We start from the raw sequence: 15,719 nt of genomic DNA on the forward strand, positions 1-15,719 counted from the left end.
CGGACTACTTCAGAATCTGCGTCAGCGGCGTGCCTTCCACGTTCTCCAGCCTCAGACCTAAAAGCTTTGCAATCGTAGGCGCGACCGACAGGTTGCGGATCGGCTCCAGTTGCCCGGCAGGCTTGATGCCGTTGCCCGCCGCGATGAAGATGGCCTGCATCAGCGGCTCGGTGTTGGGATAACCGTGCTGGCCGACCTCCTTGGTGTCGGTTACAAATGGACCGTCATTGCCGCCGGCAAAGGCATAGTCGTTGGCTGCATACAGCAGCAGGTCCGGGGCCTGGTCGCTCTGCTGCGGCGTCGGCCAGCCATCTTTGGCCGCTTCGTCCGGCGTCAGGGCTGCGCGGATGCCGGCCTGTGAGGCGAACAACGTCTTCAGCTTGGCGATGGACTCCTGCGTGGCGTTCTTTTGGTAGATGGCGGCAAAGCCGCCATCGGGAATGGCGAAGACGGCCTGCGCGCCCTGTTGCAGCCCCTGCGCGGTGAGCAGGGCATTGGGGTGCAGCATGTGGTGCGTGCTCTGCTGCCCATGGTCGGAGACGACAAGAAAGGTCGTGTTCGGCAGGTCGCCGGCTTCACGCACGGCCTCCACCAGTTCCTTCACGCGGTCGTCGAGAAAGGCGATAGTGTTGATGCCGGAGTTGTTGCCGTAGCCGGTCTGATGTTCGATCGAGTCCAGCGCAAGCAGGTGAAAGAGCATCAGGTTCGGGTGATGCTGCTTCAGGATATGTACGGCTGCCGCGGTGTAGAAACGGTCGCGCTGCGCCTGGGAGGTCTTGTTCCAGTGCCCGAGCTGCTCCTGCGTGATGAGCCTGGAGTGGAGCATTTCCTGCACGACGGGGCTGGCCGGCTCGGGGTCTTCGGCAAAGGCAAAGTCGATTGCGCCCGAGCGCTTGATCGCCACCCAGTCGATCTCTGAGGTGGTCATGCCGGCCTGGTGGGCGAGCTCGTACACCGTGGGGACGGGAACCATCTCCTGCTTGGCGGCATTGCTGTCCTGCTTCGGCATGGCATCGCCGCGCTGGCCGCGAATGACCGCATTCACAATCAGGTTGAAGTGGGAGTCATTCTGTCCGGTCACCATGGCGGAGTGATTGGGCCAGGTCACGGTCGGGTTGATGGGCTGCATCTGCGCCCACGCTCCCTGCTGCATCAGCCTGTGCAGAGTGGGAGCAGGAAGGTCAGGATTCTTCAGGCTTTCAAAGGCAAAGGCATCCAGCGAGATGACAACCACGTGCGGCCTGGGTTGCTGGGCGGCTGCGGTAACGGCGAGCAGGGAGGCGAGAAGGAAAGAACGCATGACCCGTCTATGAAAACAGATCATGCGTTCCGTGTGCATCAAAGTGCGGTGAGGAAAATTCTTTACCTGGCGTTGAACGCCTTGACGGCGATGGCATTGGGCTGCGGTCCGGCGGGCAGCATGGTGAAAAGCTCCGGTTGCCCGTTGCGGCCCGCAGTGCGGATGACAGCAACGTCGCCCGATTTTGCGTTGGCGGCCAGCAGCAGGTGCTCATCGGCGGAGAAGGCCAGGGCATCCGGAGCCGAACCGGCGCGGATGCTGTTGATGCGTTTGCCGTCGTCGATGCTGTAGAGGCTCAGATTGTCCGCACCGAAGTTCGAGATCCAGAGGCTGGAATTATCGCGGCTGATCACACCATGCGTGGGATGTGTGCCGATGGCATAGGTGCCGCTGACCTCGTTGGTCCAGGTAGAGATCTCCGAGATGGTGTTCGACTCAAAGTTTGAGACGAACACCTCGCCGCCATCCGGCTTCAACGTGAGCTGCAGCGGCATTTCGCCGACGTTCAGCATGGCCAGCAGGGCATCGTGCTGCAGGGAGGGGTCCTGCTTGCCACGCCACTCGTTCGGATCGGCGGAAAGCCATACAGCCATGACCTGCTTGTTGGCGGAGCAGGTGACGAACACCTTGGTCGAATCCTTGATGATGGCCGCATCGGTTGCGCCAGGGCAGTTGCCCCAGGTGCTGCGCAGTTTGAGTGGCGGTTGTGGTTTTTCCACGGAGACGGCATAGACGGAGACCGATCCCGAGGCCCGGTTGGTGACGACGACAGCGCGATTGTCCGGCGCGACGGTCACGACGCCCGGCTTTTCGCCTGTGCCCACGGCAGCAATCTGCCGGCGGGTGTCCAGGTCAATGACGGAAACGGTGTTCGAGCCGGAATTGGCGGTGTAGGCGCGCTTGCCGTCCGGCGAGACCGCGATGGAATACGGCTCGCGCTGTACGCCGATGGTGGCTTCAATGCGGTTGAGCTCGGTGTTGATGACGGTCACCGTGCCGGAGCCGGCGTTGACCACGTACACTTCGTTCCGCACCGGGTTGACGGCGATGCCGGAGGGCGAACGGCCCACCTGCAGGACCTTGTCCTGGCGCAGGTAGACGAGGTCCAGAACGGTGACGGTGTTGGCCGCTCCGTTGGAGATATAGGCAAACTCCCGGTAATTGGCGGGATACTCCGGAAAAGCGCCGCGCCTGCAGCCGGCGGCAAAGACCAGCAGCACGGGAAGGGCGGCTCGAAACAGCGATTTCACAGGCACATGTGCGAGTGTATCAACCCCACGCCCTTGCAAAGCAAGGTGAGCGGACGCTACATTGCAAGGAAGCCCCCAGAAGGAAAATCAGGCATTGCTTCGTAGCTTTTTTATTGCACTTTCTCAGAACAAACAGATGCGCTCTTTCTCAGAGAGCTCCCCGATCGGCAAGCGGATGTCGAGCCGGTTTGTAGCCGGCATGACCCTGGACGAAGCTCTGCATGCCTCGGATGAACTGAACCGGCAGGGAATGGCCGTCACGCTGGATGCGCTTGGCGAGAGCGTGCTGTCAGAAGAACACGCCCGCCGCACCGGCAAGCTATACGCCCAGATGCTGGAAGCAATTGCACTGCGCGGCCTGAATGCCAACGTCAGCCTGAAGCTGACGCAAATGGGGATGGATGTCGATCCTCTGATGGCCGAAGAAGTGGTTGGGGAGCTGGTCGAGCAGGCTTCGCACATCGATAACTTCGTGCGCCTCGACATGGAAGGCTCCGGTTACACGGAGGCCACCGTCGCCATGACCGAGCGTCTGCATGCGAAGTTCGGCCCGGCCGGTACCGTGATGCAGGCCTACCTGTATCGCACCGAACAGGATATTGAGCGGCTGCTAGGGCAGGGAATCCGTATCCGCCTGTGCAAGGGAGCCTACAAGGAGCCCGCGTCGCTGGCGTTTCCAGACAAGATCGACGTGGACGGCAACTACGTTAAGCTGGCCAAACGCTGCATGACCAGTGGTGTTTTCTGCGGCATGGCGACTCACGATGAAAAGATCATCGAGGAGCTGAAGCGTTTTGCCACGGAGAAAAAGCTGCCGAAGAACGCCTTCGAGTTCCAGATGCTCTATGGCGTGCGCCGCGACCTGCAGCGTGCGCTGGTGAAGCAGGGCTGGGGCGTCCGCGTCTATGTACCCTTCGGGCCGGAGTGGTACCCCTACTTCATGCGACGCCTGGCCGAGCGTCCGGCTAATGTACTGTTTCTGGCAAAGAACTTTTTCCGGAATTAAAGTCCGGTCAGCAAAAACAAAGCCCTCGTCCAGGATCAATGGACGAGGGCTTTTTGTGTGAGCGGAGAGGGATTACTTGCTGGCGCTCAGAGTCTTCGACTTCTCTGACAGCAGCTTCTCTACCAGTGCCGTAGTCTCCTGCACCAGCTCCTCGTGTGCCTTGCCGGTAGCAGGGCCGGAGAATCCAGCGTGGATCTCGCGCACCTTGCCTTCGCGGTCCACGAAGAAGCTGGTGGGCCAGCAGTTCAGGTTGTCGGCGCCGGTAATCTTCTCGTTCAACTGATCGGTGGTTCCGGCCAGCAGCACGGGGTAGGTCACACCGTAGCGCTTGATGAAGGCCTTGACGCGCGTGGGGTTCTTGATCTGCTCGTCGTCCTGCTCGAAGTCCAGGTTGATGATCTCCAGACCCTTGGCGTGGAACTTCTTGTAAAGCGATGCGAGCAGCGGAGCTTCGTCGTGGCAGTTTGGGCACCAGGAGCCACCAATCGCTACGAGAACGACCTTGTTCTTGAACTGGGCATCGGTGCTGGAGACGGTTTTGCCATTCAGATCAGGAAAGCTGAAGGTGAGAGGCGTGGCAGGGTCTTTCCACTTGGTCTGCTCCGTGGTGCCGGTCGGCGGGGCAAGGTTTTCCTTACGGGCTTCAGCAGGACGGCGTGCGGTCCACTGCTGGCCGTCCCGCAGGGGATTGATGACCAGAAGCGTGCCGTCTTCCTGGGGCTTGAAAGCGAAGATGGCCGGGCCGGCAGCGGTGAAGTGCGTCAGCACAAACTGCTTATTTTCGGCATCGTAGTTGCCATAAAGACCGCCGGTATCGCCGTCAATACGCAGGATGGCTGCCTTGACCAGCGCGGGGCTCTGGTCGACCTTCAGGTTCCAGGCCGACTCCCCCTTGGGCGACTTGCCTACGGCAATCTCCCAGTCGCCATGAATGTCCGGCGCCTTGACGGCAGCGGGCTTTGCAGCAGCTCCGCGATGCAGGCTCAGCGGGGACTTGGATTTGGCATTGCCGTAGGTGCCGGTCAGATCGTCACCGGTCACGGTAGCGTCAAGCTGGCGAGCGAAGTAGTCAAAGTTCAGCAGCAGGTGCCCGTTTTCCGCGGTTCCGCTGGTTGCTTCCCAGCGTTCGGGGCCACTCAGGAAAGCGCCTGAAACTCCGTTGGCCTGCTGCTTGATCTCCAGGGTGACCGGAATCTTCTGGCCGCGGATCTCCGAGAAGCCCTGCCAGGTACCGGTCAGCGCCGACTGGCCCAGGGCCGGCAGAGTAAACAGAAGGGCAGACGCGAAGGTTGCAAGACGTGCATTCATGGTTGTTTTCCTTGCTGGTTTGCGGTTTGGCTCTATCTCCGGGCAGACATAAGAAAGCCCGCGGACTTATGGATAAGTGCGCAGGCTCGCGGAGAATCGGATGTTGTCGGGTTGGATGGGAATCAGGCTACAGGCCTGACTCTACCGTCCGGAACGCGATCCAAGGGCGGCCTGCTGCGAACAGCAGCGGCAACAACAGCCCAGGATGGCGCGGGTAAACATTGTCGTTAGGGTAGTCAATAATCTGCGGCAGGTCAAGCAATGCCGGATTACGGCCGGGGCGGCATCATGGTTTCCACCATGGGCGCCACCTGCACCAGGTTGCTCAGGGTAGCTCTTTCCTGCGGAGTGAAATCACGGTAAGCAGGGGAGTTAAGGGCATTTTGCCGCTGCTCCGGGGGCATTCGGCGGATGTCCTGGAAGGCGCGAGCCACCATCCGGCGGCGCTCCAGGGGAAGCGTTCCGAGCTGGCCCAGCGCGCCACGTACCTGCTGCCGCTGCTGCGGCTCCAGCTTTTCCATCGCCTCGGCGCGGTTAATCACGCGCTCCCGCTGTTGCGGCGGCATGGCGTTCAACTGGCCCAGACGGTTCATCACGCGCGTCTGCGTCTCCGGCGGAAGCTGCTGGAAGCCCGGCTCACTGCGCAGGGCGTTCTGCTGCTGCTGCGGCGTCAGGTTGCGGTGCATATCCATCCACTGCGAGAGGTGCTGACCACGGACATTACCGGTTGGAGCGGCGGAACGTGGCTGCTGCGGCTGACGCTGTTGCGAAGGTGGGCTGGACGGACGACGAAGCTGCTGCGACAACGCAGGCACGGTCAGAACAGCCACCAGGGTGGCTGTTGCCAGACTACGCATTGTTCCCATGCAGTTCATTGTTTTTCCCAAAGCCGGTGTTTGCGTACAAAGAGTAGCAATGTTCGCGGCAAAATCCGCTGAAAATGTTAAGTAAAGCATTCATTTTCAGCTTCCAAACCTACATTTTGGGGCTCCTCTCACTCAGAAGGAACCCCGATTTCCATCAAAAGATGCGGGTGCAGGCCTAGGTCTGCGGAATCCCTTCGTCGTCCTGAGAAGCGTCGTCCAGAAGGTCCATCTCCTGGATGGCCTGGTCATTGCGGTCCAGAATCTGGAGGTCTTCCACCACCGCGGCACGCGGCGCCGGCGTGGACTTCACGCTTGCCAGGTAGGTTCCAGCGCCACCGACCATCAACACCAGCGCCATGGCAGTCGCCATCATCGGGCGGAACTGCGCCCCGGTGTTGTACAGCAGGCGAGCGCGCAGGCGCTCCAGGAAGTTGGCCGGAGCGGATTGCTGCTCGGCACGGACACGGGCAGTGACGCGGGTATCAAACCAGGGAGACGGCTCCGGAGCTGTCCAGGCATCCATCGCCGCAAAGGTGGCACGTAACTCCTTCAGCTCCGCACTGCATGGATCGCAGTTGGACAGATGAGCCTGGGCTACGGGCGACGGCGCCTGGGCTGGGTTCAGGACCAGGTCTTCGAGCTCGTTTTGGAATTCATGGCAGTTCATAACAGTTCATCCCGGCGCGCAGCGCGCCTTATACAAAATCCTTCAGCTTCACTCGTAACGTCTGGTACGCGCGAAACAACAGCGATTTGGTGGCAGACTCAGACAGTTTAAGCACTTCGCCAATCTGTTTGTAGTCCATCCCCTGATACTTATGCATTAGCACGGCGTTCCGCTGACGTTCCGGCAGCTCCATCACATGCTGCCGGATGGCCTTCATGCGCTCCTCGTGCAGCAGGTCGGCTTCCACGCTCGGTGTTCCATCGGCGACATCCGGCATCGTCCCGGTCTCATAGTCCGGCTCATCCAGGTGGATGGTCGGGGCAGAGCGCTCATTCTTCGTATCCCGGGCATGATTTACACCCAGGTTGGTGGCGATGCGGTACAACCAGGTGGAGAAACGAGCCTCCGCACGATAGGTCTCCCGCGAGCGGAAGACGCGCAGAAAAACCTCCTGAGCCAGTTCCTCGGCAATGGCCTGGTTGTGAACCATGCGGTACATAAAACTCACAATCGGCTTGCGATACTTGGCCAGAAGGACATCAAAGGCTTCAAGATTGCCGGCCTTCAGGGCCAGCATGGTCTGGACATCGTCGTTCGCGGTAAAGTCCGTCTGCGCGCTTGCCACGACTGCGTCCGGCAGTGTCACGTTTTTCAAATCCGGATTGAGCGCCATCGTGCCCATGTCCTCTTGAACACAGTCTTCTTCCAGAGGTTGCGCGCGGTCCTGACTGGAATTTGATTTTCGCGGTTCGGACATCCGTTTGCCTATTCTACTGTCTCAGATGCCGGGTACCACAGTAGCGTCAACGACAGGTCTTTGGTATCTTGAATAAGGCAGTTGATGCGGCGTGAGTGATGCTCCGCGGCAGGGTGCCACCCTTCAAGGGCGCATAACTCAGCGGTAGAGTGCCACCTTCACACGGTGGAAGTCGTAGGTTCGAATCCTGCTGTGCCCACCATCAAATCAACAACTTAGAGCCGACGATGCGTTCCCAAGGGCGCAAAACGGGCACAGAATGGGCACAAATCCCAAATCTGACGCTCGGTGCGTATCCTCCTCATACCATCGTCCTTTCCCGCCCAAACAGAACGTCCACGACCTTGCTCTGCGCCTGTCGCTTCTTCTCCATTCGAGCGTGCGTGTAGATCTCCATGGTGGTGTTGATCTTGGCGTGGCGCATAAGCTCCTGAACCACCTTCACGTCGTCCCCATATTCCGACAGCATGGAGCTGTAGGTATGGCGGAAGATGTGCCAACCGATGCGCTTGGTGATGCCTGCCCGTTTCGCGACCGGCTGCAAGATCTTCTGTAAGGACGAGACCGCCCAGACAGGCATCTTGCCGAAGGCATGATCGCTGGCAAACACCCAGTCTGTGTCGGACGAGTACATTGTGATCGTCCGCCAGGTCTGAAGCTCCGCCAGAACCAGATCGTCGAGCGGGACGGGCTGCTGTGAGACCTCTGTCTTGCAGCGGCCGACGGCTCCATCGACGACCGAACGAAGAACGTTTGCCTTCCCCGTTTGGAAATCGATGTCGCCCCACTTCAGTCCAAGCGTTTCGCTGATGCGGAGGCCTGTGGTCGCACAGACAACACCCATCGCCCGTTCCCGGTCTGGGAGCTTTCCCAAGAGAGCCAGAAACTCTTCAACCGTGAGCGTCTCAGGGATGCGCGTCCGTTTGGAACTGACACGCACCATGGCGATCGGATTCTCGTGCTGCCCGAGCCACTCCCACCGTATGCCATGGCGAAAGACCGTGCTCATGACATTGCGGAGCTTGGCCCTCGAACTAGGAGCCAGGCTGACGCGGTCCAGCCACTCCTCGACATCCACACTGCGGATGTCGCGAAGCCGGAAGGAACCCCATCGTGGAAGGATATGGTTCTTCAAGTTGCCCTCGTAGTTCTTTTTGGTCTTACGAGTCTTGCGTTGGTGATTCTCTTCAGGGAGTTCTTTCGAACGATAGTGGTTGACGAGATCCGAGAAGGTTTTGGGGCCGGCCATTCTCTGAAAGCCCTGCTGGTTGATTGTCAGCCTGAGCGATTCAATCGCTGACGATGCAAGGGCCTTCGTCGGATATTGCGTGACCGTTCCGATGACTTGCTTCCGCAACTGGCGCTCACCGTGCTCATCGGTTTCACGCCAGCGGTAGATCCAAACAGAGGCGCTACTTTTGCGGGGCATAAGTTTCAAACTGCCATTTTGATAACGAGGTCTGCTCAAGAAACTCTCCTTGAACAAGGCCCCGGCCGCTGGCATAAGTTTACCGCCGCCGACATCCAATGATCGAGCTCCGAGATACGGAACTTCCACATCCGTCGCTGCCCGGATCCTACGGGATGACCTGGCAGCCTCCCTCGACGAGCGAGTTCGAGAAGCGTCTTGCGTCGCATGGACAGAAAGCTAGCGGCGCGCTCTGCATCTACAAACGGCTCCTGCACCAAGACGTCCGGTGAGGCAGAGGTCGGCGGACGGCGATCAGGTATCTTGATCCCTCTCTCGTCCGAACGGCTAGCGACATCTGTGTTTGTGGGTACGACATCTCTGGTTCCAATTTGTTCGACGCTTGCGGCTAAGGCCATAGAGCATCTCCAAAAGGGGAATGCCGGTATCTGGCGATACCGGGAAATGTGCCTAGCCTCTCTCCGCTACCCCCTCGTGTCTAATACTTCTTATTTATCGGGTGATGCGTTTCATTTATCACCCCGTCTTTGTTGGCAGTTGCGGCGACGGAGTTCCGCAGGAGTAAGTTTGGCCAAAATGGACTTTCCTGTTGAAACCATGGGTGACGATTGACACAATCTTCCGCAGGTCGGAGATAGGATTCTCTCCGCTGTTGTGGAGTCAAATCGGAAGCGCTTTATCGACCGGGCAGAGCGCTATGTATGAATGGGCCGAGCTTCGCCACTTTCGGTATCTGCTTGCCATCCTGGAGAAACAGGGATTCAGGGCGGCAGCGGAACAATTGCGTACCGCCCAACCGAACCTCAGCATTCAAGCCAAACAGTTTCAGGAAAACGCCTCGGTTCGTCTCTTCCGCAAGATGAAAGGCCAGCGTATCCGGCCGACGGAATCTGGAATTGCGTTCAAAGTCCTTGCCCGGTATCTCTTAGAAACGCTCGAAGAGGTACTCGATGCACTGATCGCGATCGAACGTGGCGAGATTGGCTCCGTGCGATTCGGATGCACTCCCTTGGTCGATCAGGGCTTGTTTCGCACCTTTAGCGATCTACACCAAGAGATTCTTCCCGGCTGCCGGATTCGGCCCACCCATGGTGATACTGCCCAACTCGCGGATGAGGTTCTGCTAGGAAAGGTCGACGCCGCCATTGTGACTCTACCTCTTCATCATCCGGATTTGCGCATCGAAGAGGTGCGGCGAGACCGGCTTGTCGTGTGCCTGCGGCGAGACCATCCGCTGGCCACGAAAGCCTCGTTGCAAACCGCGGATCTGCAGGGCAACCTTGCCGTCCTCTATCACCCCCAACGTCACCCGGATGCGCACGCGCGTCTGCTCGAACTGCTCAGAGATGCCGGCGTGCAAATCGAAGAGTATTCCTGCGTCTCGCACCCAACCGAGATGCAGACGCTCGTCAAAGGCGGCCACGGCTTCGCGTTGATCCGCGAAGGAACCCATCTTGACGATGAATTGATGACACGTCCGATCGCAGGAGTGGACTGGACCGTGGATACTGCTTTGATTTACCACAAAGTGCGCCATCCGAAGACCATTCCCATCCTTGTCAAGCGGCTCAAGAAGCAACTCTCCAAGAACGAAAAAGAGAGGCCACTGAACCAGGTACCTGCTTACTTGCAGGCCTCCATGATTGCTGCTCAACGACCTCCTCAACCTGTGAAAGAAGGTCCGGTTCAGATGACGCTCTTGAGCTGAAAAGACCAAGAGCAGCACGGAGATAGGACGAGGTGATAGCTCGCAGCTATCACCCGATAAATAGGAAGTATTAGACGAGAGGCCCGAGCCGACCCAATCATCATGGCAGTTTCCCGACTGAGACCAGTCGACGGAGGTGCCGATGTCTCGAAGCAATCACGTTCTATCTCGCAGAACAGCCCGCCTTGCCAAGCGATTGGCGCAGCCTTCACTTACACCGCTACTTCTCCGCGCCGCGCGGACGGTGGGACCGACGCTCGTCGCGCTTACGTTCGCGAGCGTTGCTCACGCCCAGGGAACGATGGATTTTTCTGGGGCAACCACGCTGATGCAAACGTTCAAAACCTTCGCCATGTATGCCGGGGCTGTTATCTGCCTTGGCGGACTCATCTTTGCGGGGATTCGCATGATGAGCGGACGGTTTCAGGACGCGATTCCCGGACTCTTCGGCGCGCTCTTTGGCGCTGGAGTCCTCGGCTGGGGAGCCGGCTGGATCGGCTCACTGACCGGGCAGTCGATGTAGGAGGTGACATCGGCTATGGGACGGCGAGGAGAACCGCAGGCAATTAATCAGGCCCTGAACCGACCGAGAGCCAAGCTTGGTCTCGATCTTACGGCATGGATGGCGATCGTATTCGTCTGCATTGCGGTTTTCCTCGTCGGGTTTCGTCTCCTGGCGATGATGGCCTTCCCAACGCTCGCTGTTGGCGCGTGGCTCATCATCCGCAAACACCCAAAGATGTTTCAACTCTGGGGCTTGAGCCTCAACCAGAAGAGCTACTATGACCCGCGCAAATACTGAGCACGCAAAATTCGTTCCGTGGTTCGCCAAGGCAGGCGCAGCGTGCAGCATCGTGCCGATTGCACGCTTCGTGAGTGACCACATCTTTGCGCTGAAGGGTGGCGGCTACGGATCCCTCTTTGCTCTCACGGGCATCGATGAAGAAGGCTTGACCGATCAGGAGCTTGAGTCACAGCTCCGCATGATCGAAGGCGCATTGCGTGGCATGCCGGAGGGAGCTTGCCTCCACCAGTACACGCGCGTTCGCGCTGGCTTTGAGATTCCTCGCCAGCAGAGCTACACGAATCCCGTGACGCAGGTCTTCGTTGAAGAGCGTCTTCGTTTCCTCGAGCAGACTGCGGGCTTTCGCCGCATTGATCTCCACTGGTGCCTGACGCTGGAACCGTCGAAGGTCAAGTCCTTCGAGCGGAAATCGGAGGAGAACGCCGCTGGAACTTCACGGATACTGGCCGAGTTGCAAAAGACAGCCACGCTATTGGCCGGAAATCTCGGCAGCTCCATTGGACTCCAGTTGCGGAGCAAACAGGACACCTTCCGTTTCTTCAGCTACCTCTTCAATCTGGAGGACTGGGCCGAACAGGGGCAGCTACGCGCCGATACGGGCGTAGACCGCCAGATCGTGCAGGCACCTGTCTCGTGGGAGAGCGATCATCTGCGTGTCGGCAAGCGATACGTCCAGATGTACTCCCTGAAGACCACGCCAGAAGCATCGCGGCCGAGTCTTTTCGCAGACTTGCTTATGCTGGATTGCGACAGCATCCTCTGCTCGACGTGGAGGCCCAAGTCGAGTGCCACCGCGCGTCGTGAGATCGACCAGCAGGAAAAGTTCATCTCGTTCTTTAAAGTAGGGGTGCTCTCGCGCGTGATGGCCGGTAAAGACACGGCCTCGCTCGACACAGGAGCCGGAGCGAAGGCCGCCAATAACGCAGTCGATGACCTCAGCGATGTCATTCGGGCGCTCGATAAGAAGGCGCAAGGCGAATACTCGCTTCGTCTGTTGATCGCGGCACGCAGCGTAGCTGACCTCCACAGCATCGCTCCCGCTGTGCATCGCGTCTTCGTCGAAGCGCGTGCCCAGATCATGGAGGAGACGCTCGGCAATCTCTCCGCGTTCTACGCCATGTTTCCGGGCAATGGAAAGTTCAATGTATTCCCCATGTGGCTGGGAGAGGATCATCATGCGCGCTTGTCTTCCATCTTCGCACCGCATCTTGGACATCCCCTATCGGAGGACCTTGACCACGAATACCTGAATGTCTTCGAGACGCGCACAAGGACTCCCTTTTTCCAAGTTGCCTATGTCGACGGTGTGCGGGTCCAGCTCATCCTCGGGCCCACAGGGTCCGGGAAGTCAGTGATGGGTAACAGCACCATTGCGCACGAGCAAAAGTATGGCGGGTTCACCTACATCTTCGACATCGGCGGCAGCTATGAGAGTGTCGTCGAGCTGTACGGTGGGCGTGTCGATCGCATCGGCAAAGACGGCCCACGCGTGAATCCGTTCATTCTGGAGCCGACACAGAGCAACATCCAGTTCCTCTATAGCTTCATCAAGCTGTTGCTGACCAACGGCGGCGCGGAGCTTGAGCCAGAAGATGACGACGTCATTCATAAGGCCGTGCAGGACATGTACCTACTCGATCCGGGCAATCGTCGTCTGTCGAATCTCTATCTGCCGAAGAAACTTGATCGTTACCTGTCGAAATGGGTTGGTCGCGGCGTCTATAGCGCGATCTTCGACAACGTAGAAGACAGTCTCTCCCTCTCTCGACTGCAATGCTTTGACTTCCAGGGTGTGAACAACGCGCAGTATGCGGATCTGATCGAGCCACTGATGGTGTGGCTGCTGCGGCGCATCAACGACGTGCTGTTCAATCCCGCTAATTTAGGTGTTCCCAAGCACATCCTCATCGAAGAGATCTTCTCTTCGATGAAGAACCGTCAGCTCTTGGAAGCCGCGCTGGCTTCGATCAAGACAGTGCGTAAGAACCTTGGCGGCGTCACGATGATCGGTCAGTCCGCTGAGGATCTCGGTGCCAATGCCGACTCCATCGTCAACTCCTGCACATCGTTCCTCTTCCTGCGCGATGCGACATTCAACCGGAAGCGTTACGCCGAGCTCTTCAAGATGAACGAACAGCAGCTCGCTCTCTTCGAGAGCTTGCAGGATCGCGAAGCGCTCTACATGCGCCGCGATGGGCTCACCAAGGTCATTCGCCTAAATCTCGACAGCCGCAGTTACGCTGCCTTCTCCACCAAGCCGAAGGATCGTGTGCGCAGATCGAAGTTGATTGCCAGGTACGGACTCGCCGAGGGCATCGCCCGCTTTGCCCAAGGCGAGACGGAGTAGCCATTTCAGAAAGGACAAACATGAAACCGCCCATCCCCATCGCCGTTGCTCTCCATCTTGTGCTGGCTTCCGCATCGTTGCACGCGGCTACGCCGGTGCATGCTCTCCAGCCAAGTGCCCCGCGCACGGTCACCGTGTCGGAGTCGCAGACCCCGCCCGTAGTGCGCGCAGGCTTATTGCAATCGACGCTGATTGTCCTGCCTGCCGAGGAAAAGGTTGCGAACGTCTTCGCTGGGGACACGGTCGATTGGGTCTTCGACGGTGGTCATGTGGCTTCGCGCTTTATCAGCGTGAAGCCGAAGACGGCGAACGGATCGACCGACATCCATATCGTCTCCGACCACGGCAACGAGTACACCCTGCAATTGCGTGAAATCTCGGATGATGCCGATGCGCACTATGACTCGAAGGTGCTGATCGAGCCCGGCGACAAGGTGGCGAAGAACCGCTTGGCACAGTTGCCCGTCTTCGTGCCTGCGGCTGACCTCGACAAAGCCAGGCAGGAAGCTACGGCGGCGCAGGCGGCCCAGGCCGCCACGCTAAAAGCCGAGCAAACGAGGGAGGAGACCTATCGCAGCCAGTATCCCGGCTCGCTTCACTTCGATTTCGTCTGGGATGAGAAGAAAGGCAAGGAGCTTGGTCTTCAGCAGATATGGCGCGATGACAAGTTCACGTATCTGCGCGGGCACTTCCAGGAAACACCCGCCCTCTACGAAGTGAAGGATAAGAAACCCTCGCTCATCAACTTCGACTTCGCGAACGGTCTGTACATCGTGCCGAAGGAAGTGGATGCGGGTTATCTCGCCATCGGCAAACAGCGCGTGGACTTTCATCGCAGCGCAGAGGGGAGGTAGATATGTCGGAACTGAATGACAACACCCCCGCAACTGTCCCCGAACAGCCAGAGTCGAAGCCGCCACTGCGGAAGAGTATGCCCGTCGTGATCGCTCTCGTGGTGATCGTGGCCCTCGTCGGTCTCGCCAACCTCTCCAGCCTTCTGACCGGCAATAAGAAGAACGCCCCGGCCAGCGCCCTGAGCATGAGCCCGACGACGCCCAATGCCCAACAGGTGTCGAGCTTCCAGACCCAACAGCAGATGCAGGCACGGCATGATGCCGAAGAGCTGCAACGGCAACAGTCGCTCGCTGCCGCGATGCAGCAGCTCCAACAGGAGCAGAGCGTTCCCGGTCCGGAGAGCGCAACCGCTGCGCCGATGACTCCCGCCCAGCGGGATGCCATCTATGGCGGAAGCAGCAACGCTCCGCAACATACCTCCAATGTCTCGGAAGCCCAGGCGGAAGCGAAGCAGAAACGGCTCGCGGTCGAGAAACAGCACCAGGACGCCCTCAACAGCGATACCGTTGCGATCGATTTCTCTCACGCGGGATCGGGGGCGCCCGCCGCGGTCCTCAGTGCCAAAGCGGAGAGCACGGATAAAGCATCTGCGGAAGATATTCCCGGCAAGCTGCCGGCAAAGGATGCGTCCGCCTCAGCAGCCAAATCAAATCCGATGTCTGCTTACAACTTCGACCAGTACCAGGGCCAGCTCTATCGCATCTTCGAGGGCACGGTGCTGGAGGGCGTCGTCACCAACCATATCGACGGCGGATTGTCGGGGCCGATCCTCGTCATGCTAACGACGGATTATTACTCTCACGACCACCAGCAATTGCTCATGCCGCAAGGCACTCGCCTGATCGGCAACGTGCAGAGTGTCGGCAACGCCCAGCAGAGGAAGATGTTTGTCACCTTCCATCGCGCTGTCTGCCCCGATGGATTTTCGCTGGACTTCGACAAGTATCTCGGTCTCGACCAGATGGGGACCACGGGACTGGCCACCAAGGTAGATCACGGGTACCTGATGGCGTTCGGAGCAGCCGCCGCCATCGGTGGCCTCGGCGGCATGGCCCAGATCGGTAACAACGGCTCGGTGCTGTCTCCCTCGACGCAGATTCGGAATGGCATCTCGGAGCAGTCCGCAGCGGAAGGGGAACAGGTCCTCAATCACTTCCTAAACCGCCTGCCGGTCATCACGCTTAAAGAGGGATCACGCGCCCGCGTCTACATTGGCCGTGACATCCTCATACCGTCTTACGCAGAGCATCGCGTCGATCCCACCCTGTAAAGAAAGGAGGAACCATGTATCCCCGTATCCCCCGTTCGTGCCGTCCCTTGATTCTCGTCCTGCCGCTTGTGCTCATCGTCGCTTCCATCGGACTGTCAGGAGGCTTTTGGACACTCGCGCGAGCGGGCGTTGCATCGCTTGAATCTGTCGG

General features: G+C 59.0%; 15 protein-coding genes and 1 tRNA gene. 8 read left to right on the forward strand and 8 right to left on the reverse strand.

Annotated features, from left to right (window positions below; genetic code table 11):
• Nucleotides 1-4: 4 nt before the first annotated feature.
• Together OHL13_RS03925 and OHL13_RS03930 are read right to left on the reverse strand one after the other, a co-directional pair.
• Nucleotides 5-1,300: an alkaline phosphatase family protein gene (locus OHL13_RS03925; RefSeq protein WP_263408802.1), complete on the reverse strand. Its 1,296-nt coding sequence runs from the start codon at nucleotides 1,298-1,300 to the stop codon at nucleotides 5-7.
• A gap of 62 nt (nucleotides 1,301-1,362) precedes the next feature.
• A complete protein-coding gene (locus OHL13_RS03930) occupies nucleotides 1,363-2,550 on the reverse strand; it encodes a YncE family protein (RefSeq protein WP_263408803.1) in 1,188 nt (395 codons plus the stop codon).
• A 136-nt stretch (nucleotides 2,551-2,686) separates the two neighbouring features.
• Between OHL13_RS03930 and OHL13_RS03935 the strand changes: the two genes are divergently transcribed.
• Nucleotides 2,687-3,556, forward strand: coding sequence for a proline dehydrogenase family protein (locus OHL13_RS03935; RefSeq protein ID WP_263408804.1), 870 nt, complete (start codon nucleotides 2,687-2,689; stop codon nucleotides 3,554-3,556).
• 72 nt (nucleotides 3,557-3,628) lie between these two features.
• Here OHL13_RS03935 and OHL13_RS03940 read toward each other — a convergent pair whose 3' ends face one another.
• The 4 genes from OHL13_RS03940 to OHL13_RS03955 all read right to left on the reverse strand — a co-directional run bounded on the left by OHL13_RS03940 (nucleotide 3,629) and on the right by OHL13_RS03955 (nucleotide 7,079).
• Nucleotides 3,629-4,864, reverse strand: a complete 1,236-nt coding sequence (locus OHL13_RS03940; RefSeq protein WP_263408805.1) for a TlpA disulfide reductase family protein — start codon at nucleotides 4,862-4,864, stop codon at nucleotides 3,629-3,631.
• A 269-nt stretch (nucleotides 4,865-5,133) separates the two neighbouring features.
• Nucleotides 5,134-5,721, reverse strand: a complete 588-nt coding sequence (locus OHL13_RS03945) for a DUF3106 domain-containing protein (RefSeq protein WP_263408806.1) — start codon at nucleotides 5,719-5,721, stop codon at nucleotides 5,134-5,136.
• Nucleotides 5,722-5,905: 184 nt separating this feature from the next.
• On the reverse strand, nucleotides 5,906-6,397 hold the full coding sequence (locus OHL13_RS03950) for an anti-sigma factor (protein WP_263408807.1): 492 nt from the start codon (nucleotides 6,395-6,397) through the stop codon (nucleotides 5,906-5,908).
• Nucleotides 6,398-6,425: 28 nt separating this feature from the next.
• The gene (locus OHL13_RS03955; protein WP_263408808.1) at nucleotides 6,426-7,079 is read right to left on the reverse strand and encodes an RNA polymerase sigma factor; all 654 of its coding nucleotides are present in this window, start codon (nucleotides 7,077-7,079) and stop codon (nucleotides 6,426-6,428) included.
• Nucleotides 7,080-7,281: 202 nt separating this feature from the next.
• Between OHL13_RS03955 and OHL13_RS03960 the strand changes: the two genes are divergently transcribed.
• A tRNA-Val gene (locus tag OHL13_RS03960) sits at nucleotides 7,282-7,356 on the forward strand.
• Between the two features lie 99 nt (nucleotides 7,357-7,455).
• Here OHL13_RS03960 and OHL13_RS03965 read toward each other — a convergent pair.
• Both OHL13_RS03965 and OHL13_RS18675 read right to left on the reverse strand, forming a co-directional pair.
• Nucleotides 7,456-8,712: a tyrosine-type recombinase/integrase gene (locus OHL13_RS03965; RefSeq protein WP_263408809.1), complete on the reverse strand. Its 1,257-nt coding sequence runs from the start codon at nucleotides 8,710-8,712 to the stop codon at nucleotides 7,456-7,458.
• On the reverse strand, nucleotides 8,619-8,981 hold the full coding sequence (locus OHL13_RS18675; RefSeq protein ID WP_399255175.1) for a helix-turn-helix domain-containing protein: 363 nt from the start codon (nucleotides 8,979-8,981) through the stop codon (nucleotides 8,619-8,621). The genes OHL13_RS03965 and OHL13_RS18675 overlap by 94 nt, the downstream gene beginning before the upstream one ends.
• 299 nt (nucleotides 8,982-9,280) lie before the next feature.
• Here OHL13_RS18675 and OHL13_RS03970 point away from each other — a divergent pair, with 299 nt between their 5' ends.
• From OHL13_RS03970 to OHL13_RS03995, 6 genes are all read left to right on the forward strand, one after another.
• Nucleotides 9,281-10,291, forward strand: a complete 1,011-nt coding sequence (locus tag OHL13_RS03970; protein WP_263408810.1) for a LysR family transcriptional regulator — start codon at nucleotides 9,281-9,283, stop codon at nucleotides 10,289-10,291.
• Nucleotides 10,292-10,433: 142 nt separating this feature from the next.
• A complete protein-coding gene (locus tag OHL13_RS03975; protein ID WP_263408811.1) occupies nucleotides 10,434-10,814 on the forward strand; it encodes a hypothetical protein in 381 nt (126 codons plus the stop codon).
• A gap of 15 nt (nucleotides 10,815-10,829) precedes the next feature.
• A complete protein-coding gene (locus OHL13_RS03980; protein WP_263408812.1) occupies nucleotides 10,830-11,093 on the forward strand; it encodes a VirB3 family type IV secretion system protein in 264 nt (87 codons plus the stop codon).
• Entirely contained in the window at nucleotides 11,074-13,443 is a 2,370-nt protein-coding gene (locus OHL13_RS03985) for a VirB4 family type IV secretion system protein (RefSeq protein ID WP_263408813.1), read from the forward strand. Before OHL13_RS03980 ends, OHL13_RS03985 begins: the two co-directional genes overlap by 20 nt.
• Before the next feature lie 20 nt (nucleotides 13,444-13,463).
• The gene (locus tag OHL13_RS03990; protein ID WP_263408814.1) at nucleotides 13,464-14,297 is read left to right on the forward strand and encodes a TrbG/VirB9 family P-type conjugative transfer protein; all 834 of its coding nucleotides are present in this window, start codon (nucleotides 13,464-13,466) and stop codon (nucleotides 14,295-14,297) included.
• Between the two features lie 2 nt (nucleotides 14,298-14,299).
• On the forward strand, nucleotides 14,300-15,568 hold the full coding sequence (locus tag OHL13_RS03995; RefSeq protein ID WP_263408815.1) for a TrbI/VirB10 family protein: 1,269 nt from the start codon (nucleotides 14,300-14,302) through the stop codon (nucleotides 15,566-15,568).
• The last annotated feature ends 151 nt before the right edge of the window (nucleotides 15,569-15,719 follow it).

Origin of the sequence: Terriglobus tenax (assembly GCF_025685395.1) — a bacterium.
Classification (GTDB): Bacteria; Acidobacteriota; Terriglobia; order Terriglobales; family Acidobacteriaceae; genus Terriglobus; species Terriglobus tenax.